16 protein-coding genes and 1 pseudogene are annotated in these 20,819 nt (G+C 62.8%); 1 reads left to right on the plus strand and 16 read right to left on the minus strand.

The annotated features are described in order from the left end of the window. Positions 1-751: 751 nt before the first annotated feature. The 12 genes and pseudogenes from VCJ09_RS17490 to VCJ09_RS17545 form a co-directional block, all read right to left on the minus strand. Positions 752-2,305 (minus strand): BCCT family transporter, encoded by a 1,554-nt coding sequence (locus VCJ09_RS17490; protein WP_324731374.1) that lies wholly within the window; start codon positions 2,303-2,305, stop codon positions 752-754. A 328-nt stretch (positions 2,306-2,633) separates the two neighbouring features. Continuing rightward, positions 2,634-3,881 (minus strand): M24 family metallopeptidase, encoded by a 1,248-nt coding sequence (locus tag VCJ09_RS17495; RefSeq protein ID WP_324731376.1) that lies wholly within the window; start codon positions 3,879-3,881, stop codon positions 2,634-2,636. Between the two features lie 47 nt (positions 3,882-3,928). After that, entirely contained in the window at positions 3,929-5,227 is a 1,299-nt protein-coding gene (locus VCJ09_RS17500; RefSeq protein ID WP_324731377.1) for an MFS transporter, read from the minus strand. A gap of 242 nt (positions 5,228-5,469) precedes the next feature. Further along, positions 5,470-5,841 (minus strand): ethanolamine utilization protein EutQ, encoded by a 372-nt coding sequence (locus VCJ09_RS17505; protein ID WP_324731378.1) that lies wholly within the window; start codon positions 5,839-5,841, stop codon positions 5,470-5,472. Further along, the gene (locus VCJ09_RS17510; RefSeq protein WP_324731379.1) at positions 5,838-7,166 is read right to left on the minus strand and encodes an NAD(P)/FAD-dependent oxidoreductase; all 1,329 of its coding nucleotides are present in this window, start codon (positions 7,164-7,166) and stop codon (positions 5,838-5,840) included. The genes VCJ09_RS17505 and VCJ09_RS17510 overlap by 4 nt, the downstream gene beginning before the upstream one ends. A gap of 10 nt (positions 7,167-7,176) precedes the next feature. Beyond that, the gene (locus VCJ09_RS17515) at positions 7,177-8,439 is read right to left on the minus strand and encodes an FAD-dependent oxidoreductase (protein WP_324734682.1); all 1,263 of its coding nucleotides are present in this window, start codon (positions 8,437-8,439) and stop codon (positions 7,177-7,179) included. Beyond that, positions 8,428-8,592, minus strand: a pseudogene (locus VCJ09_RS17520) (rubredoxin); the annotation flags it as partial. The gene VCJ09_RS17515 and the pseudogene VCJ09_RS17520, both read right to left, overlap by 12 nt. A 5-nt stretch (positions 8,593-8,597) precedes the next feature. Further along, positions 8,598-10,043: an aldehyde dehydrogenase family protein gene (locus tag VCJ09_RS17525; protein ID WP_324731380.1), complete on the minus strand. Its 1,446-nt coding sequence runs from the start codon at positions 10,041-10,043 to the stop codon at positions 8,598-8,600. A 10-nt stretch (positions 10,044-10,053) separates the two neighbouring features. Continuing rightward, positions 10,054-11,244, minus strand: coding sequence for an aromatic ring-hydroxylating oxygenase subunit alpha (locus VCJ09_RS17530; RefSeq protein WP_324731381.1), 1,191 nt, complete (start codon positions 11,242-11,244; stop codon positions 10,054-10,056). Between the two features lie 750 nt (positions 11,245-11,994). Further along, complete coding sequence (locus VCJ09_RS17535) at positions 11,995-12,930, minus strand: LysR substrate-binding domain-containing protein (protein ID WP_324731382.1); 936 nt, start codon at positions 12,928-12,930, stop codon at positions 11,995-11,997. A 115-nt stretch (positions 12,931-13,045) separates the two neighbouring features. Continuing rightward, positions 13,046-14,185: a 2OG-Fe(II) oxygenase gene (locus VCJ09_RS17540; protein ID WP_324731383.1), complete on the minus strand. Its 1,140-nt coding sequence runs from the start codon at positions 14,183-14,185 to the stop codon at positions 13,046-13,048. A gap of 248 nt (positions 14,186-14,433) precedes the next feature. Then, positions 14,434-14,724, minus strand: a complete 291-nt coding sequence (locus VCJ09_RS17545) for a GYD domain-containing protein (protein ID WP_079202810.1) — start codon at positions 14,722-14,724, stop codon at positions 14,434-14,436. On the opposite strand from VCJ09_RS17545, the gene VCJ09_RS17550 reads away from it, so the two are divergent. Then, positions 14,723-14,866 carry a hypothetical protein gene (locus VCJ09_RS17550; protein ID WP_324731384.1) on the plus strand — a complete coding sequence of 48 codons (144 nt, stop codon included), beginning with the start codon at positions 14,723-14,725 and terminating at the stop codon, positions 14,864-14,866. The two genes, VCJ09_RS17545 and VCJ09_RS17550, sit on opposite strands and share 2 nt — an antisense overlap. A 232-nt stretch (positions 14,867-15,098) precedes the next feature. On the opposite strand, the gene putP is transcribed toward VCJ09_RS17550, so the two are convergent. From putP to VCJ09_RS17570, 4 genes are all read right to left on the minus strand, one after another. Then, complete coding sequence (gene putP, locus VCJ09_RS17555) at positions 15,099-16,583, minus strand: sodium/proline symporter PutP (RefSeq protein ID WP_324731385.1); 1,485 nt, start codon at positions 16,581-16,583, stop codon at positions 15,099-15,101. 154 nt (positions 16,584-16,737) lie between these two features. Continuing rightward, complete coding sequence (putA, locus tag VCJ09_RS17560; protein WP_324731386.1) at positions 16,738-19,917, minus strand: bifunctional proline dehydrogenase/L-glutamate gamma-semialdehyde dehydrogenase PutA; 3,180 nt, start codon at positions 19,915-19,917, stop codon at positions 16,738-16,740. A 272-nt stretch (positions 19,918-20,189) separates the two neighbouring features. Continuing rightward, entirely contained in the window at positions 20,190-20,393 is a 204-nt protein-coding gene (locus VCJ09_RS17565; RefSeq protein WP_324731387.1) for a DUF2905 family protein, read from the minus strand. A 61-nt stretch (positions 20,394-20,454) separates the two neighbouring features. Next, positions 20,455-20,733: a hypothetical protein gene (locus VCJ09_RS17570; protein ID WP_324731388.1), complete on the minus strand. Its 279-nt coding sequence runs from the start codon at positions 20,731-20,733 to the stop codon at positions 20,455-20,457. Positions 20,734-20,819 lie beyond the last annotated feature (86 nt).

The raw sequence follows: 20,819 nt of genomic DNA on the forward strand, positions 1-20,819 counted from the left end.
CTACTGCGCTCGGTTATGCGGCGTTGAAATCGGCCTAAAAATGCTCATTTACATCACGTAAACTGCGCTTTTGACTCACTACGCTCGCCCTGCGGGCCAGCCTTTGGCTGTTACTCCGCTTCGCTGCGTTGCGGCCGATTTCGCCTTGCCTAGCCTTCGCTCGCTACATTTTTAAACGGCCTGTTGATGAATCTGTGCGGCTGCCTCCAGGCTGTTTTATCAGCCCCGATAATTCGATAAAAAACAATTTCTGACACATGATTTTTATACGTGCAATTAATGCGTTTTAGTCATTAATCGACGCGCAACATCGCGTGTTTCCGCCGCACGAAAAAGCACTCGAGTTTGCACGCGGAAACCACCCTGACCGGGGCAATATCACTCTTCATAAGTTTGCTAAGTGAATCCGCACGCCACGCCGAAACATAACGAGCGGATGATTATTTCGCGGCTGACTATAGGGTCATGGGGCAACCCAAAAGTATTCTATCCACGTCCTCCGCCGATCCATTCGCGCCAAATCCGGCGGTTCAGCGGACGCTAGAGGCAGGCTAGTGGCCTGTACGGCTAGTTGGTTAACTCAAGTTCGGATGACTGAGGTTCTGAGACAAGGCGCTGCGACGAGTCATAGCTGGCTATGGCGAGGAGCAGCAACGCAGTATCAGGGCCTCAGGCGCCGAAATTGACTAATTGAACTAGCCACACAGGCCACGAGCAGCCTGCCTCCTCGACCATGCGGCGAAGCCGGAGGTCAGCCGCGCGGCTCCTGACTCAGCGCCTTGAGAAAGCCGATCATCAGGAACAGCATCAGCACCATGAACGGCAGGCCCATGGCCACGGCCCCAGCCTGAATGCCTTTGAGCGCCGTATCACCGCCAATCACAAATAGCGTGATGGTCACCAGGGCAATCATCACCAGCCACAGCACGCGCTGCACCGGCGAGGTACCCGGATCGCCACCCGCCGCCAGGTTGTCGACCACCAGGGCACCGGAGTCCATGGAGGTGACCATGAAGATGACCAGCAGGACCACCACCAGCACCGAGGTGATGGCCGCCAGCGGCAGCACTTCGAGGAACTGGAAGATCGCCATGTTGACGTCCGTCAAACCGGCGGCCAGCGCGCCACTGCCGTCAATTACCTGGGCAATTGCACCGCCACCGAAGGCGCTGAACCAGAAGATCGCCACTATGGTCGGCACCACCATGACCACCCCGACCATCTGCCGCAGCGTGCGGCCCCGGGAGACGCGGGCGACGAACACCCCGACCAGCGGACCCCAGGTGCACCACCAGGCCCAATAGAACACCGTCCAGCCCTGGAACCAGTCCTGATCCGGACGATCGACCCAGTTGGCCAACGGCAGGAAGAACTCGACAAAGTCGACGGTCGTATCCAGCACGCCCGAGAAGAAGCTCAGCACGCCAATACCCGCGACCACCAACAGGAACAGGCCCAGCGCCAGCAGCATGTTGATGTTGCTGAGTAGCTTGACCCCGGCATCCATACCGCGCCACAGCGAGAATCCGGCCACGCCGGTCACCACCAGGATGAACAGCAACTGCAGGCCGAAGGAGTTGGGGATGCCCAGCACGTGCGAGATCCCGGCGGTCGCCTGCATGGCGCCGAGGCCCAAAGAGGTGGCAAGGCCGAACACCGTCAGCACCACGGTGAAGGTATCCACCAGTTGCCCGGGCAGCCCCCTGTGCGCCTTGCCAATCAGCGGCTGCAGGCCGGAACTGAGGGAAAACGGCAGACCCTTGTTATAGGCAAAGAAACCCACCACCAGCGCACTGGTCAGGTAGATCGCCCAGGGATGAAAACCCCAGTGGAAGATGGTCGAACCCATGGCCGCATGCAGCGCTTCAGGGGTCTGTTTGGGTACGTTGAGCGGGGTCTTCCACCACTCGGTGTATTGCGCCACCGGTTCAGCCACGCCCCAATACAGCAGGCCGACGCCCATCCCGGCGGCGAACAGCATGGAGAACCAGGACAGGGTGCTGAACTCAGGCTTGGCGTGTTTACCGCCCAGGCGGATCTTGCCGAACGGCGACAGCGCCAGGCCGGCGCAGAACAGCACGGCCAGATTGCCCATGATCATGATGAACCAGTCGCAGTTCTTCAGGATCCAGCCCTTGGTTCCCTCCAGGGCCTCGCCAAAGGCCGCAGGGTCATTCAGGGCCAGCAACACCAGAGCCAGCACGATAGAAAATGAAGCAGGAAAAATAACCCGATGGAAGTTCAAACCCAGTATCTGGATATTGAAATTCCGGGGCACTGAAGCATCGGCAGCAATGTCTTTCACGCAAGGATCCTCACTGTATTGTTTTTGTAGTCATGCCAATACCGAACAGCGTTTTAATGGCGTTAACCGCCAATAAAAACACACCCGCCGAATTGAACAGATAAGTGATGGTCGGGTAGCTACGCGCTCGCCACAAATCATTTTATGTGCGCAATTAATGACTTTTGATCATCCATGCGCGTAACCAATCACAGCATCAATCGCAGACACTGGCGCAGGTCAGACCTGCCGCCATTAGCGCCGGTTAATCAGCCTCCTGAACCCGCGTTCCGGCTATTGTTTATTGGCACATAGGCCCTGACTCAGGACGCGTACTTGGCACGACCGTTCATAACCAATCGTCCTGCCAGGGGTATTGCGACAGTGCCTGGCAGCCATCGCGGGTGATCAGCACCTGTTGTTCGAGCTTGATGCCCTCTTTGCCGCCGCGCTCGCCGATATAACTCTCGACGCAGAGCACCATGTTTTCCTCGATGATCCCGTCGTAGCCGCTGCTGTCCCAGTCCGCCCCCTTATGCGCCAGGGCCGGGTACTCGTCGGCCAGGCCGACGCCATGCACCACGCAGCAATAACGGTTGTGCTGATAGGGCTGGGGAATGTCCCAGGCACGCTGGACGAACTCGCGGTGGCTGATGCCGGGGCGCAGCAGGTCCATGTTGTGATGCACCTGCTCGAAGGCCAGGGCATACAGCTTGCGTTGCTCGGCCGTCGGCGCCACATGGCCGACGGTCCAGGCCCGCGAGATGTCTGCGCAGTAGCCGTAGGGGCCGATCAGGTCGGTGTCGAACGAGACGATTTCACCCTGCTGCATCAGCCGCTCGCTGGACTCCTGCATCCACGGGTTGGTGCGCGGCCCGGAGGCCAGCAGGCGAGTCTCGATCCACTCGCCGCCGTGGCGGATGTTCTCGTAGTGCAGCCAGGCCCACAGCTGGTTTTCGCTCATGCCCGGACGCTGCTCGTCGTGCATGCGCTGGATGCCTTTCTCGCACACGGCGATGGTCCAGCGCATCAGCTGCAGTTCGGCGGCGGACTTAATCTTGCGCGCCTCCTCCATCAGGCTGTGGCCCTCGACCAGGGTCAGACCCTGCGCCTGCAGCAGTTCGAGCCCCTCGAAGTCGGCCTTGTCCACCGCCAGCCGGGCGCCTGCGCCGGCGTGCTGACGCAGCAGCTCGACGATTTCCGACGCCCACAGCTTGGCCTTCTCGGAAATCCGCGAACCGGCGCCGAAGTAGCTCCAGCTCACCGCATGACGGATCTCGTCGAGCAGGCCGTTGCCCTCGTGCAGGTGCTCGCAGTTGTGGAACTCGAAGAGGATCACCGGGCCCGTGGCAAACACCAGGGCGTAGCGGGCGAAGTTGTGCAGCGTCCACACCTGCATGTTCGAGGTGTCGGTGGCGTAGCGGATGTTCACCGGGTCGTACAGCAGGATCGCCGCACAATCGGCGGCCAACAGCTGCTCGCGCACCCGCTGCAGGCGATAGGCCCGCGCCGCCTCCAGGGTCTGGGCGCTGACCGGGTTGCGCAACGGCTGGTTGGCGGACTCGCCGCTCGGGTACTTATTCTTGTTGTCGAACATGCGCTGGATTCCAGTGAACAGACTCGGATTAAAGGGACGCTGTTAGGTCAAACGCCCGATCGCTCGGGCAGTGCAGTCATCGCCGGCTGGGCTGCTGATTGCGGCTCTGCTTCGCTCGGGCTGGCCGGCTCGATCGCAGCGGCCAGGGTGGCGCTGGCCAAGCCGACTGGCGTGGCCTGGTGATGCAGCGGCGCATCCTCCTGCAGGTGCGCGCCGCTGACCTTGCCCTGGCCGACCGATAGGGCCAGTAGCGCAGCGCAGGCGGCGGAAAAGTAGTACAGGCTGGAGGCGCCGAACCACTCCATCAGCGCGCCGGCCAGCAACGGGCCGATAGCGGCGCCGACGCCGTAGGTCACCAGCAACAAGCCGGCCAGGGACACGCGCAGTTCGGCTTCGATATTGTCGTTGGCCAGGGCCACGCCCAGCGGATACAGGCAGAACTGCAGAAAGCCGATGCAGGCGCCGACCAGCAGCAGGACGCCGAAGGACGGTTGCTGAGAGAAACCCAACGGCAGGCAGGCGAGGACCAGCAGCACCGCCACGCCACGGATCAGGCTGGCTCGCGGCAAGCGATCGGACAGCCAGCCCAGGGGCAGTTGGGCGAGCAGGCCGGCGCCGATGATCATCGCCATGAACTGGCCGACCTCGGTGGTATCCAGACCCTGGCGACTGGCATAGATGGCCGCCAGGCCGAAGAAGGCGCTGTAGATCATCCCGGCCATCAGCACGGTGACCAGCGACTGCGGCACCCGCTGGATAAACAGCTTGATATCGACAGGCGCCGGCTGCAGCGCGGCCGGGTGCATGCTGCGAGTCAGGGCCACCGGCACCAGGCACAGGGCAAAGGCCATGGCCACGCCGAGCAGCGCGTGGATGCCCAAATCGCCCTTCCAGCTCAGGGCCAGCTGGCCGAGCACCATGCCGACGTATATCGCCACCATGTAGATGCCCAGCACCTTGCCACGCTGGTCGCTGCGGGCGCGGTCGTTGAGCCAGCTTTCCAGCACCATCAGCTGGCACATCATCGCCAGACCGACCAACGCGCGCAGGAATAGCCAGAACGGCAAGGCACTGCTGAATTCGTGGGCCAATACGGCCGCGGAAATCACCCCGCCACAGGCGACATAGGTGCGGATATGCCCGACCCGCTGGATCAGCACGCGCCCGACCTTACCGCCGGCCACCATGCCCAGGGCGTTGGCGGCCATCAGCGCGCCACCCCAGAACTCGGCCACCCCGTCGGCGCTCAGGCGCAGCGCCAGGTAGGTCATCAGCAGGGTCGAGCCCAGCTGCATCAACAGGCTGGCCAGGTACAGGGCGCCGAAGGTCTTAGTCAGTCCGAGCATGCGTGGCTCCTTGGCCAGAACGAAGAAAGCCGCCGCTCCCGGTTAGGGGAATGCGGCGGCGAACAGATAGTGGCCTGTGTGGCTAGTTCACTTAGTCAAGTTCGGCGCCTGAGGTCCCGAGGCTGCGTTGCCGCTCCTCACCATAGCCAGCTATGACTCGTCGCAGCGCCTTGCCTCAAGCCCCCAGTCATCCGAACTTGAGTTAGCCAACTAACCGTACAGGCCACTAGGGCGAAGGCCTGTCAGGCCAAACCGTGACGCTGCTTCCAGTCGCCCGGATGGACCACGTAACCGAACAGCGCATGGCCGCCGTAGACCAGCTCGGTGCCTTCCGGTATCCACAGCAGCTGGCCCGGCTTGACCCGGTACAGCTCACCGTTGGCCTGCAGCTCGAAACAGCCTTCGATGACGAAGATCACCTCGTCATACAGCAGGGTCCAGTGGACCTCGGCGCCCTCCCAGCGGGCAAAGCCGATACCGATATTCGGCGACACTTCATTGCTGATGGCGCGGGCGACAAAGGCGGCGCCGGGCGGACCGCCACGCGGGATGAACTCCAGGTCATGGTGATCGACCAGCAGCACCGGACCTTTTCCAGAAACGACCTGACTCATAACTCACTCCGACTGTTCCAGGCCGCCAGGCGAATGCGCGAGCGCACGCCGAGACCGAGGAAGGGTTCCGGCGGATTCAGCGACGGCATGCCGGTAACTGCCTGGATGTCGCGCAACTGCGCCGAATCGGCACCCACCGCCAGATCGGCCAGCAGGGTGCCGGAGATGGTGCCCCAGGCTGCGCCGACGCCGTTGTCGCAGGCCGAGGCATAGACGCCCTGCTCCAGCTCGCCGAAGAAGTTGGTGAAGTTGCGCGAGATGGCGTAGACGCCGCCCCAGGTGTGGCTGAACGGTACGTTGGTCAGTTGCGGGAAACGCGCCAGGAAGGCCTTGCGGTGATCCTCGCGCACACTGGCGCGCATGGCATCGCTGGTGCTCTGACCGTACTTGGGCACGTGCTTATAGGTGTTGCGAATGATCAGACGGCGATCCTGAGTCATGCGCACCGTGGTGCCGGCGTGGTCGGCTGGGGTCAGGCCCCAGTCGAGCTGGCCGCCATACACCTGCAGTTCGCTGTCGGTCAGCGGCCGGGTCCAGCTGGCGAAGGTCATCACCGGCAGCAGGCGGTTGCGCAGGTAGCCGAACTCCTGGGTGAAGATGCTGGTGCCGAGCAACAGCTGCGGGGTGCGGATGCGGCCGTTATTGCCGTGCAGAATCCAGCCGCCCTGACCGTCACGCTCCAGGCGCTGGATCGGCGACTCTTCCAGCAACTCGACGTTGCCCGGCAGCGAGCGGCCAAGGCCGGTGACCAGCGCCGCCGGCTGCATTAGGTAGCAACCCGGGGTGTAGATCGCCCCGCTGTAATGGCCGGTGCCAAGCACCTTGGCCAGCTCGGCACGCTCGACCCGGTGGAACGGCTCGCCGAGGTCGCTCATCAGCTTCTCGAAATGATCGAGGTAGGCCAGACCACGCGGGCCCACCGCGCCCTGGTACTTGCCGGCATGCGACCACTGGCAGTCGATCTTGTGGCTCTGGATCAGCCCCTGCAACTGGGCGATGGCGGCGCGATTTAGCGCCAGCAGGCGCTGCTTGTGCGCCGGGTCTGGATGCTCCAGGGCGAACTTGTGCGGCAGGTCGATGACGAAGCCGGAGTTACGCCCGGAGGCGCCATAGGCCACGCGCTGAGCGTCGACCAGCAGGATGCGCGCCTCTGGATGGTGCTCGGCCAGGCGCCGCGCGGCAGCCAAGCCGGCGAAGCCGGCGCCGATCACCGTGTAGTCGGCGCGCTGCTCGCCCTGCAGGCGGGTGCAGGCCGGTTGCTCGGGCAGAGCCGCATACCAGCCGCAGCTGGCGTCGTCGTAAGGCAACTTGATGGTATTTTTCATGCTACCGCCCTCAGGCCACGGCCCGTTGCGCGTTCTGACAGGATTGCAGCCAGCTGTTGCGCTGCAATTGTGCTTGGCGACCGAGCAGGACGAAGCCGTGCAACGCCCCCTCGGCATCGTAATAACCGGCGCTCAGGCCATCGTCGGTAGCCGTGCAGCGCCATTCGCCGGTTACGCCAACAGCAGGCGGCAACAGGCACAGCGGCGCGGCCGGGGTCTTCACCGTCACCGGCATCAGCGGATAGCTGACCGGCGTCGGCTGGCCGAGCAGGGTCTTGCTCAGGGCCTGGATGCCCTGGTTGATCGGCGCCAGGTAGGGCAGCAGCTGACCGTTGATCTCGATGCAATCACCGAGGGCGAAGATCCCCGGCTGCGAGCACTGCAACTGGGCGTCCACCTGAATGCCCCGACCCACGGCGACGCCGGCCGTCTCGGCCAGGCCCAGGTTGGGCCGCAGACCGACGGCGGACAGCACCAGGTCGGCGTCCAGGCTCTGGCCATCGGCGAGTGTCAGGCGATAGCCCTGCTCGGCCGAGTCGATGCGCTGCACGGTGTTTTGCAGGTGCCAGCTCACGCCCATCTCGCCCAGGGCGGCCTGTAACTGCTGACCGGCCTCGACCGGCAGCAGACGCTCCATCGGCCACTGACCGAGGCCGATGACGCTGACTTGGAAGCCGCTGCTGGCCAGATCGTTGGCAAACTCGCAGCCGATCAGGCCGTCACCGAGGATCGCCACCCGCTGCACGCCGACCAGGCGCTCACGGAAGCTCTGATAGTCGTGCAGATTGTTGACGCTGAGCAGCGCGCCAGTGTCGCCCTCGATCGGCAGACGAATCGGCGCCGCACCGCTGGCCAGCACCAACTGGCCGTAGTCCATCTCGCCGATGTTGGTGTGCAGGCGCCGCGCCACGGCGTCGATGCGCTCGACCGTGCAATACGGGTAGACGCGGATCTTCAGGCGCTTCTCGATCGCCAGGGCCGACTCGCCCGACAACGCTGCGGCGCTCTTGCCCTGGGCCAGGCCGATGGACAGCGCCGGCTTGGAATACAGATGACCCGACTCCTGGGTCAGTACGCGGATCTCGACCAGCGGATCGGCCCGGCGCAAGGCCTGAGCCAGGCCATAGCCGGCGTAACCGCTGCCGATGATCACGATCGGCTGACGCAGCTGGGAGGCGGCCGGTTTTGCCGTTGCTGTCAGCGCCTGCGCCGACACGGGAGCGGTAACCGGCACACTGACGGCGGCGACAACCACAGGGCTGATATCGAGCATCTCGAAATCGTCCTTGCCGACGCCGCACTCGGGGCACTTCCAGTCCTGCGGCACATCGTCCCAGCGGGTGCCGGCAACGATGCCGTCATCCGGCCAGCCGAGGGCCTCGTCATAGATCAAACCGCACACTACACAGAGCCAGGTCTTGAACATGTCGCTTACTCCCCCGCGATGCGGATTGCCACGTTCTTGGTACGCACGTAGCTGTACAAGGCTTCCTGGCCCTTTTCCCGGCCAAAACCGGACAAACCGACGCCGCCGAACGGCGTCTCGATGCCGCCGGCATACCACTCGTTGACGAACACCTGGCCGGCCTTGAGGCGGCGCGCGCAGCGCATGGCGCGGCTAATGTCCTGGGTGAACACGCCGGCGACCAGGCCGAACTCGGTGCCATTGGCAATCGCCAGGGCCTGTTCCTCGGTATCGAAGGGGATGATCGCCAGGACCGGGCCGAACACCTCTTCCTGGGCGATGCACATCTCGGGGCTAACGTCGCGGAACACGGTCGGGCGCATGAAATGCCCGGCCCTGTCGCTGAAAGCCTCACCACCGGTGGCCGCTACCGCGCCCTCCTCGATGGCGCGTCGGCACAGGGTTTCGATGCCGGCCAGTTGCCCGGCGCTGACCACCGGGGTGAGGTCAGGGTTGTCCTGGCCGAGGCCGACACTGAGGCCTTCGGCCAGGGCGACGACGGACTCGACGATTTCTTCATAAATCTCGCGTTGCACCAGCAGGCGCGACATGGCCGAGCAAACCTGGCCGGCGTTGAAGAAAATGCCGCCCTTGACGCTGGCCAGCAGCTGCTGACGATCGGCGTCGGCGAAGGCAATCGCCGCCGACTTGCCGCCCAGCTCCATGACGCTAGGAATGGCGTGCTCGGCGGCGTCACGCAGGATGGTCTGGCCAGTCGGTACCGAGCCAGTGAAGACAATCTGATCGATATCCGCATGGCCAACCAGATGGCTGCCGACCTCACGGCCACGGCCGCAGATCAGGTTGACCGCGCCCTGCGGCAGGCCAGCCTTGGCGATGGCGCGAATCAGTACGCACATGCCCAGCGGCGACAGTTCCGGCGACTTGATCACCACCGCATTACCGGCGGCCAGGGCCGGAGCCAGCGAGCGGGCACAGATCGACACCGGGAAGTTCCAGGGTACGATCTGCGCCGAGACGCCCATCGGGTCATAGAGGGTGAAGTCCATGTAACCGTTGCCCAGCGGGATCGAGGTGCCCTCGATCTTGTCGGCCATGCCGGCGTAGTACTCGAAGTAGCGCGCCGCCTCGGTGAACTCGTCCTTGGCGTCATTCAGGCTCTTGCCGTTTTCCTGGCACAAGACCCAGGCGCCCTCGTCGGCCACCGCGCGAATTTCTTCGGCGATGCGCAGCAGCCAGGTGACCCGCTGCGCCGGACGCACGCTGCTCAGCGCGCCACTGTCGGCGCAACGTCGGGCCGCCTGCACGGCACGCTCGGCATCGGCGACAGAGGCCTGAGCGATAGTCGCCACGGGCTCGGCGGTGCCGGGATTGTTCACCGTCAGGCGCGACTCGCTATCGAGCCACTCACCGTCGACGTAGTTCAGCCAATGTTTGGCAATCGGATACATGCTGGCCTCCTCAGGCGGACGGTACGGTGGCCAGCAGCTGACGCGCAGCCCACTGATGGAAGAAGTGGGTCGGTACATCCATCTCCGGGGAGAAGGCGCCGCCCTTGTAGCCCGGCGAATGACGACCTTTCTGCATGCCCTCTACCGAGCTGATGTCCTCGGCGAACACCACCTTCCAGGATTCCAGAATGGCGTTACGGCAAGCCGCGTACTCGTCGCCCAGGGCCTCGTCGCCGACGTAGAACAGGCGCAGGTGCTCGATGGTGCGACCCGGCGCGACCGGCTCCAGCTGCATGGCGAAGGCGTGGTCGGCCTGGATGCCGAGCAGCACGTTGGGGAAGATGGCCACGTACTCGGCGTTGCGCAGACGGTCCTGCGGCCAGCTCGGGAACTTCGGCAGGTGGGTGCCGGCGACGTCAGACAGGTTGTAGGCGTAGCTGCCCTGACCGGCGAAACGCTCGTCGAACAGGATGTTGTAGTGGTCTTCCAGGCGCGAATAGGCGTTCAGGCTCGGGTGCACCCACGGCAGGTGGTAGGCCTCGCAGTAGTTCTCCACTGCCAGCTTCCAGTTGCAGTTGATGTCCAGGGTGGTGGCGTCCATGTGCGCGCGGCGGCGCAGCAGGCCCATGCCGTCGTCACCGAGGAACTGGCTCCAGCGCGCAGTCAGCGGCGCGAGCATGTCTTCCAAGGCCTCGGCATCGCCGGACAGGTTGACGAACACCATGTCCATCCAGATGGCACTGCGGATGGCCTTCAAGCCGTGCTTTTCGCAGGCGAAGCGCTCGTCCTTGTGCACGTCGATGCCGCCGACGTGCGGCGTGCCGCGCAGGCCGCCATTCAGGTCGTAAGTCCAGGAGTGGTAGGGGCAACGGATCACGCCCTGCACGGTGCCTTCTTCCTGCACCAGCTTCATGCCGCGGTGGCTGCAGACGTTGTGGAACACCTGCACCAGACCCTCGCGATTGCGCATCAGCAGCAGCGGCAGGCCCATGAAGTCGACCGGCTTGACCGAGCCGTTCTGGGTCAGGTCGCTGGCGAAACCAACACAGGCCCAGGTCTTGCCCATCACCTGATCGCGCTCCAGCTCGAAATGACGCTGCTCGATATAAAACTCGTTAGCCAGGCCAGTGGCCTCATGGATCGGGTTGAGGACAGTTTCCAGTTGTTGCACCGGAATATGTTGAGCGATGGAGTTGGTCATTGTTGTTCTCCCCTGCTGGGCACGGTGACTGATTGATCGGCAGGCTCGCTGGCCAGGTCCGTTGGCAGCGAGTTTCGAGAATCTGGGGATAGTTCGACAAACGATTTTTAACAGCTGGATTTATGACTTTTAATCATCCGTTCAGCAGTACATGTTCAGCGGCTTGATTGGCCGCTGCCAGCCCAGTAACGGGGACTTGCATATGCGCAACGATCATCAATCCATGACAATAAATGGCTTGCTCGAGGGGCCGGGGAAACGCAACTGTAGCCACCACCAAACCAGCCACGCGGAATCAACAGGAGGCCTACATCAGCGGACCGCTGCAGCACCCGACTGCGCGCGACAGACGCCCACACGGGTTTGCCTGCCCTGGCGCAGGTCGATAGATTTGAACGGATTTATCGGGTGCTATTGGTGATGCCGGCAGGCTGGAAAGCATCCAACAGCCATCGATCAGCGAATTCATCCTGCACCTGAGTTTTGTCACGACGCGTTGCTTGCGTCAGGCAGCTCCGCTGGCCTTCCCACGCCATCACCGGGATACCAGTCGCTAACGCAGGAACACTCCCAGGACGACCCCGGCATTGCGCCTAGGGTCGTGCTGGGCGGGGCCACTCCCCTCGCGCTACCCGCGCGAAAGGCCTGCTGAGGAATAGCCGCGCATAGTCCAAAACTAGCGCCGCGACTGCTCCATGCAACGCTGCCGCAGGCCACAAGCCTGCGGCAGCGTTCGTTTCGGCCCGCTAGTTATGCGCCAGCACCGAGCGTTGCGTCGTCCAGCGCAGGCGGCAACTGCTCAAGTAACCAGGCGCGGAAGCACTTAACGCTCTGACGCATCGCACCCCGCCCGAGCGGCTCGAGCAGGCAGAACTGCGCATCCGACTGCAACACGGTATCGATCGGCCTAACCAGGGCGCCGGTCTGCAGGTGGTTGTCGACCAGGTTCGACCAGGCCAGCGCGATGCCCTGGCCACTGAGCGCCGATTGAATCAGCATCGAGTAACTGTTGATATTGATCCGCCGCCTGGGTTCGATGCCTTTAAGACCCAGGCGCTGGAACCACTCGGACCAGCCGATCCAGTCGCGCTGCGGATCTTCCAGCCACAGCCAGGTGCAGTCGGCCAGCTGCTGCGGGGTGCTCAGCGTCGGGTTCTTGGCCAGATAGCCCGGGCTGCACACCGGGAACACTTCCTCGGCAAACAGCGGCGTCACCTGCATGTCCTTCGGCGGGGTGCGGCAGTAGTACAGCGCCAGGTCGCAATCCAGGCGGGAGAAATCCTTGACCTGGTCATAGGCGATGATGCGCAGGTCGATCTCTTCGTTATCGCGCTGAAACTCCGCCACCTTGGGCAGCAGCCACAACGAGGCCATCGCCGTACTGGTGACCACGGTCACCTGCTGGGCGCCCTGCCAGTGGCGAATCTCACCGGTGGCATGGGCCAGTTGCATCAACGCGGTTCGCACCGTCTCATAGTACTGGCCACCGGTCGGGCTCAAGTTGATCGCCCGTGTAGTGCGTTCGAACAGAGTCTTGCCCAGGTAGTCCTCGAGCAGGCGCACCTGGCGGCTGATCGCGCCCTGGGTGACGTTCAGTTCGTGCGCGGCCAGGGTAAAACTCAGGTGGCGCGCAGCCGCTTCGAAAGCCACCAGGCTGTTGAGTGGAGGCAGGGGATGGATTTTCATGCAGGCAAGATCACGCAGTGTTTTAGTTATGTCCCCGCAGTTTAGAACCATGCTTGCGCTAAACACAGCGCGCGAAGAAGCAATCGTGCCAGATAGGCGTAATCAGTGCCGCGGACTAACCGGCCCCGGCCGCCCCGACCTCCTCCTCCGCTGCGGGAGCCGCAGGGTCAGGCCCAACGTCGAGGTACGCCTGGTTTTCCTCGCGAATGCGCCGCGCCTGCTCGTCGTAGAGAAACGGCAGAAACATGTAACGCTGACCGCGCGTCACAGGCATGGCTTCATGCAGCAACCCGCAGGAGAACACCACCGCGCCGCCTGGCGGCGCGGTATACAGGCCCGGGCCAAATTCGGGGAAGCGCAGAAAACCACCGTCGTACTCGCCACTGTTGAGGAACAGCGATATCGCAAACCGTCGATGCGCCGTGCCCTTGGTGGTGTTGTCGCGGTGCGCGCGAAAATGCCCTCCCTCACTGGCGTCGTAGCAGCCGACCAGATAGCGCTCCATGCGCGTGACGCGAAACTGGAAGGCCTTGAGGATTTCCGGCACTACCCGTTCATAAATCCGCCGCCGACAGGCCTGGCGCAGAGCCTCGTCCTCAAGCGTGCAGTCGCGCCGACTCTTGTGGTCCTGACCAAGCACCATCACCGTCTTGCCATTGATGTCCTGCATGAAGCCTGAAGGTTCGCCACCCTGGGTGCGGTAATAGTCCATCAACGCCTGGCATAAACTCGGCTCGAATACCCGTGGCAGCACCAGCACCGGCGCCTGCGACCTGGCCGGGTACGCCGGGCCGATCGCCGGCAAGCGATCCAGCAGCGCCAGCACAGCCGTTACGTGCGCCTGCGCGGTAGCTGCGAACGGCAGCACGGCCATCACCCGCAACATCGGATCGAGCAGGTAGGTCACCTTGCGGTAACTACCATCCTCCTGCAGTGCGCCGTATAGCCCACTGATCTGGCGATCGAAATCCCAGAAGTAACGTATCCCCGGCAACTCGGTGACAACCCGCCGCTGCCGCTCGTCCTCGGGATCAACCGTGACGCCAAACAACGACAGGTTGTAATCATCGAAACGCGCTCGATTGACGGCCAGCAGCGCCAACACCTGGGCACTGATGGGGTCGGCGGCGGAATCGAGGAAACTCAGCAGCAGATAGCGACCGGCGACCGTGTCGAAGACGAAGCGTTCGCGGGTTTCGGTTCGGCAGGTGAACCAGGGGGCAGGCTCGCCTAAGCCCAGCAGTGCAGTGCGCATTATGTACAACCTCCATGAAGGCGTAACCGCCTACCGATTTAGCCACGGATCGTTAACAAGAATAGCTGGCCTGACGCATTCAACCCCCGCCATAGCGCCGCTATGTGTGGGCGAACTGCAGCCATGCGGCGCGAAGCTCTGCGGCCAACAGATCCGCTATAGAAAACGGCCCATCACCAAGGCAATGGGCCGCTAAACACGAGCGTTGCGCCTGCGGCTAGGACAAACCACGCAGGCAAGGCCAGGCTCTAAGGCATGTTGCCGATGATCTTGCGTATCTCTTGCTCCGAGAAGCCGCGCAGTGTCTGCGTACGCGTATTGCCGAGCGAGCCGACTTTCAACAGCAGGGAGGTGGCGGCCTCCTCGTCCCCCTCGACGATCAGCACCAGGTCGTAACTGCCGACGGTCCAGTAGACCGCCTTGACCGCTACGCCCGCCTTTTCACCCAGCGCCTTGAATGCCTGAAAACGATCCGGTGAGTCTTTGACCGATCGAATGCCCTGATCGGTGAAGTTAACCAGCGAAATGAAGGTTGCCATGATTACACCCCTTGTAGGGTTGCCCAATGGCGGTCACAGAGCCGGCAGCGATTACCTGGAAGAGGGCCGCCATTCTTCCAAACCCGCGAGTCCGACCATCGATTACTTGCGCCTGTTGCTGGCGCAGCACTGGACGGGCTGAGGTCACTGCCCCACTCCACCGGTGCGTCTTGTCAGGCATAGCAGGCTACTGCAGCACACGCATGACCACTGATCCGCACAGGCAAAAAAAACCGGCCCAACACAACGAGGTGTGGGCCGGTAAAGCACTATCGGGTCGTCGTGGAGCCCGAGCCGGGCATCAGCATTGAAATCCTGACTCGGGCGCCCCGCCTGCAGACGACCGGCTGCGGGCGGGGATGAAACTCGTTTCCTCAGGCCAGCTTGCGCTCGACATCGTCGAACTGGGCTTGCACTGCGGCTTCCGGCTCTTCGGTCAGCAGGCTGACTACGATGATGGCAACGGTCGCCAGGATGAAGCCGGGAATGATCTCGTACAGATCGAAGATCCCGCCGGACAGTTGCTTCCAGATCACCACGGTCAGACCACCGAGGATGATGCCAGACAGGGCGCCATTGCGGTTCATGCGCTTCCAGTACAGCGACAGCAGGATGGCCGGGCCGAAGGCGGCGCCGAAGCCAGCCCAGGCGTAGGACACCAGGCCCAGCACGGTATTGTCCGGGTTCAATGCCAGCACCAGGGCGATGATCGCAATCAGGACCACGGCGCCACGGCCGATCCATACCAACTCGGTATCGCCGGCATCTTTCTTCAGGATGGCCTTGTAGAAGTCTTCGGCCAGGGCCGAGGAGCTAACCAGCAGTTGCGAGTCGGCGGTGGACATGATCGCTGCCAGCACGGCGGCCATCAGGATGCCGGCCACTACCGGGTGGAACAGGCTGTTGACCAGCACCATGAAGACGGTTTCGGCGTCGGCCAGATCGGTGTCCAGATAACCCAAGGCTACCCAGCCGATGGACAGGGCAGCAACCAGGGTCAGGGCCGTCCAGCTCACCGCAATGCGACGGGCAGTCGGAATGTCTTTGTCATCGGAAATCGCCTTGAAACGCGCGAGGATGTGCGGCTGGCCAAAGTAGCCCAGGCCCCAACCGACCAGCGAGAGAATCGCGATAATGCCCAGCGGTTGGCCTTTGGCATCGTTGAAAAAGGTCAGCAACTCGGGGTTCTTCGCGGCAATTGCCAGGTGTGCGGCGTCGACACCGCCTACTGCGTTAAGGGCGAATACCGGCACCAATACCAGTGCGGCCGCCATCAGCAGGCCTTGCACCACGTCGGTCCAGGCCACGGCGAGGAAGCCGCCGAACAGGGTGTAGGAAACCACCGCCAGGGTGCCGACGATCACGGCTATCTGGTAGTCGAAACCGAACACGGTCTCGAACAGCTTGCCGGATGCCACCAGGCCAGAGCTGGTGTAGAACAGGAAGAAGGTCAGGATGATCAGCGCCGACACCACACGCAGGGCGCGGGATTTGTCGTTGAAGCGATTCTCGAAGTAGGACGGCATGGTCACCGAGTCATTAGCCGTGTGCGAGTACACGCGCAGACGCTGGGCTACGAACAGCCAGTTCAGCCAGGTACCCGCCAGCAGGCCACCCGCGATCCAGGTGGCTTCGAAACCGGCCACCAGGGCATAACCCGGCAGACCGAGCAGCAGCCAGCCACTCATATCGGAAGCACCAGCCGACAGCGCCGCCGTGGTCGGACCGATGGAGCGGCCGCCGAGGATGTAATCGGACAGATTGCTGGTACGTTTGTAGGCCACCAGGCCCAACCACAACATCAGCGCCAGGTAGACCACGAAGGTCACCCCTACAACAAAAACGTTCTGCTCGTTCATCTTGTTGTTCTCTTATTTGGCACGGCTCAAGCCGTGGTTCTAGTTTTTAAGCGACTGCTATAGGCGGTCACTGCGTTGAAACCACCGACCCGGCGCACGCCTGAACATCCGGTCGGAGGCGGGGCAGGCCTTGTGGGCCTGTCCCTGGATAAACTCAGTCCTCGTCGCCCAGCGACAGCAGGGAGGCGTTGCCGCCCACCGCGGTGGTGTTGACCGACGTGGTGCGTTCGTTGACGAAGCGCAACAGGTAGCTCGGACCGCCGGCTTTTGGCCCGGTACCCGACAGACCGCAACCACCGAACGGCTGCACCCCGACCACGGCACCAATCTGGTTGCGGTTGACGTAGAGGTTGCCGACGCGCGCCAGCGCCTCGATGCGATCTGCGGTTTCCTCGTTGCGGGTATGCACGCCGAGGGTCAGGCCATAACCCGTGCCATTGATCGCCGCGACCACGTTCTCAAGATCGGCCGCCTGGAAACGCACGATGTGCAGGATAGGGCCGAAGTTCTCTTTCTTCAGTTCGGCGATGCCGCCGATTTCGAACGCCACCGGGGCGACGAAATGACCGTGCAGACCAGCCGGCAGCGGGGTTTCGGCAATCAGCTTGCCCTCGCCCTTGAGCTGGGCAATATGCGCATCCAGGCCGGCCTTGGCTTCGGCGTCGATCACCGGACCCACATCGCTTTCGCGCAGGTGCGTCGGGCCGACTTTCAGTTCGGCCATCGCGCCCTTGAGCAGATCCAGCACGCGCTCGGCGATATCGGCCTGCACATAGAGCACACGCAAGGCCGAGCAACGCTGGCCGGCGCTGGTGAAGGCCGACTGCACGGCATCCTTGACCACTTGTTCCGGTAGCGCGGTGGAGTCGACGATCATCGCGTTCTGTCCGCCGGTTTCGGCGATCAGTGCGGCGATCGGGCCGGCTTTCTCGGCCAGCTGACGGTTGATGATCCGCGCGGTGTCGGTGGAGCCGGTGAAGCACACGCCAGCGACGCGGGCATCGCGGCAGAACACGCCACCCAGGGTGGCGCCATCGCCCGGCAGGAAGGCGATCACATCCATCGGCAGGCCGGCTTCGAACATCAGTTCCAGGGCACGCGCGGCGATCAGGCTGGTCTGCTCGGCCGGTTTGGCCAGCACACAGTTACCCGCGACCAGGGCGGCGGCGATCTGGCCGAGGTAGATGGCCAGCGGGAAGTTCCACGGGCTGACGCAGACGAAGATGCCGCGACCCTCGTGGAACAGCTCGTTGCGCTCGCCGGTCGGGCCTTTCAGCTCTTCGCGACCCAGACGCAGACGCGCCTGCTGGGCGTAGTAACGGCAGAAATCCACCGCCTCGCGCACTTCGTCGATGCCGTCCTGCATGGACTTGCCGGCTTCCACGGTGCACAGCGCCATCAACTCGGCACGGTTGCTCTCGAGCAGATCGGCCAGACGCTCGAAGATACTCGCGCGGCTGTCGATGGCGGTGGCATTCCAGCGCGGCCAGGCAGCGCTCAACCCGTCCAGCGCCTGAGCCGCCTGGGCAGCGCTGGCGAACTGGGCGGTGCCGACGACCTTGCTCAACTCATAGGGGCAATACACATCCTGCGCGGCGCCAGGCAGCGACTGCCCGTTGATCACCGGCGTAGCGTGCCATTGACGGCTGAGGTGCGGCTGGTAGGCGAGTTCAAGCTCAGCCAAAGAGTGCTGGATGTTCATATTGATGCCTTGGGAATTTTTCCGCGCGGCACCGAACTGAGCAGGCGGAAGGGGAATTTTGTCATTACCGAGCGTTTTGAACTTGCGCAGTTGCGTCACCGGATGATCAAGAAGTGACTCAATCGGTGTGCTCGGGTCAACCAGCTGGTGGACGAACGAGGAATTCGCGCCGTTTTCCAGCAAGCGGCGGACCAGGTACGGCAGCAGATCCTTGTGTGCACCGACCGGCGCATAGATGCGCACGGTCTTGCCATGCTTTTCCAACACGGTGTCGTACAGCGCATCGCCCATGCCATGCAGGCGCTGGAACTCGAACTCGCGAGGCTGCTGGTACTCGGCGGCCATCGACAAGATGCAGCTGACGGTATGCGCGTTATGGCTGGCGAACTGTGGGTAGATCACATCACGGGTGAACTCCGACAGCAGGAAGCGCGCACAGGCCAGGTAGGACGTATCGGTGCCTTCCTTGCGGGTGAACACCGGGTAGCCGTCCAGGCCCTGGACCTGACACTGCTTGATCTCGGTGTCCCAGTAGGCGCCCTTGACCAGACGCAACGGCATCTTGGCACCGAGCTCCTTGCCCAACAGGGCCAGCCACACCAGCACCGGCAGGCAGCGCTTGGAGTAGGCCTGGACCACCAGGCCGAACTCGCCCCAGCCTTTGAGGCCCGGGTCGCGCATCAGCTTTTCATACAGTTCCAGCGACAACTCCAGGCGGTCGGCTTCCTCGGCATCCACCGAGATGCCAACGCCCAGCTTGCGTGCACGCACGGCCAGTTCCAGCACATTGGCGAACAGCTCGGTGAGCACGCGCTCGCGCTGGGCCACTTCGTAACGTGGATGCAGGGCGGACAACTTGATCGAAATCGACGGCTTCGGCCCCTTGCCCACCTGCGCCTCGGCACCGACGGTGTCGATGGCCTTGCGGTAGTCGGCCATGTACTTCTCGGCGTCGTCGGCAGTCAATGCCGCCTCGCCGAGCATGTCGAAGGAGTAGCTGTAGCCTTTTTCGCGCTCGGGACGACCGTTCTTCAGCGCTTCGGCGATGTTGCGACCAAGCACGAACTGCTTGCCCATCATCTTCATCGCCTGGTTCATCGCCGCACGAATGACCGGCTCGCCGGAGCGCTTGACCAGACGCCCGATCACGTTCTTCGGCCGGCCATCGGCGGCGGACGGATCAACCACCTTACCGGTCATGACCAGACCCCAGGCGGCGAAGTTGACCAGTACATTGTCGCTCTTGCCGAGGTGGCGTTCCCACTCGGCGGCGCTCAGCTTGTCGCGGATCAGCGCATCGGCGGTGGCAGCGTCAGGGACGCGCAGCAGAGCCTCGGCCAGGCACATGAGCATCAGCCCTTCCTGGGTATCGAGGCTGTACTGACGAAGCAGTGCGTCGAGGGTATCGACGGCATTGTCCCGGCCACGTACATCATGAATCAGGGTACGGGCACCGTGGCTGATAGCCTCGATGCCATTATCACCGGGGTCGGCGAGCTGCAGGAGCTCAGTGAGATAGGCTGCCTCGTCAACGCTGTAGTTGGCGCTGATGACAGGGAAAAAATCGGCGGCCTTGGCGGCCGAGATCCGGTTAAGGAACTCGTCCTGCAAGACGTGACTGGCTTTAAACATCACGCCCATCCTCTTATGGAGACTGTTGTTGTAGGACCTACTGCTAATGGGTTTAGCTCAGATGCACTGGTCTGACCATTGCGACCTGCCAAACACACACGGCAAAGAGTGGATGATGGAATTTAGTTGCATCGTCATGACAGCTTCTTGCAGAAAGCTCTGGAGTTTTTGCGAAAAACTCCAGAGCCTGGAACTAATGGCGAACGGGCGTTCGAGTTTCAGCCTATTTGAGCAGACGCATACCGCACGGCTTTACCGCTGGAACAGGCCCGCTAGCGCCTGAGCAGGTTGATCAGCAGGGTCAAACCGATGCTGACCAGCAACATCGACCTCAGCGCAATGAATAACTTGCCGGGCGATTCGATACGGGTATCGCCCGGCAAGCGGCCAAACCAGTGCGGCAGCCAGGGCGCGAAGTGCAGTACGGCGCCGAGCAGCAACAGCGCCGCACCAATCATCATCAACCAACGCGCCATGCTTGCTTCCCACCGCCACCGCTGCAATCTGCAGCCTGCCGCCTGCCGCCTGCCGCCACACTCAGCCAAACTTCTCGTCATACACCCTAGAGGTCATGCCGGCGCTGGCCAGGCATTCACGCAGGTGCTTGATTTCCTGCCTGCTGCACTCATTGCTGTGGTGCGGATGGTGCAGAAAGAACTCGTACTGGTTCAAGACCACGCGAAAACGCGCGCCGAGAATAGGGTCGATAGTTGCACCGAGGTGATGCAGCAAAGACTCGACCTCGCGCCAGTGGACGTTGCTGGGCAACGGCCCCTGGCAAATCGAGTGCAGGAGACTCTGGTGTTTGTGGCTCATGGCTCGACCTCATATCGACTGCTCGGCTATTGCTAGGATAGCGGAGTGCACAGTTGTGCTTCATGAATCCAGGGGTAATGGCCGGC

Origin of the sequence: Pseudomonas paeninsulae (genome assembly GCF_035621475.1) — a bacterium.
In the GTDB taxonomy this organism is placed as follows: Bacteria; Pseudomonadota; Gammaproteobacteria; order Pseudomonadales; family Pseudomonadaceae; genus Aquipseudomonas; species Aquipseudomonas paeninsulae.